1 protein-coding gene is annotated in these 259 nt (G+C 57.1%); it reads left to right on the top strand.

Annotation, left to right across the window (positions count from 1 at the left end):
* The coding region (locus MXD62_RS08995; RefSeq protein WP_248828916.1) for a hypothetical protein at nt 1-259 on the top strand (259 nt) is incomplete at its 5' end.

The following is a 259-nucleotide window of genomic DNA, read 5'->3' as shown; positions in this document are numbered from 1 at the left end:
ATATCCGGGTGATGGGGTGGAAAAGCGGATGAACCCGATTACCGGTGCGATCCCTTCCTTGGGGACGATTACGTTAGGCGCCAACTTCCCCAGCGCAAGGGATGCTAGCGTCTTGGCAGCGGCCGATCCGGCAGCAAGCGGCATGTCGGATGGTGGTCAGGATACTAGCGGGGCAACGGTGTTGCTTACAGCTGTAGTGCCAGAGGAACGCGGGGATGAAGCGACCGAGATTTTGCGTTCTTTTGGCGCAGAAATATAA

The organism is Frankia sp. Mgl5, assembly GCF_023242985.1.
GTDB lineage: Bacteria > Actinomycetota > Actinomycetes > Frankiales > Frankiaceae > Parafrankia > Parafrankia soli.
This window is presented reverse-complemented; position numbering and strand designations above follow the sequence as displayed.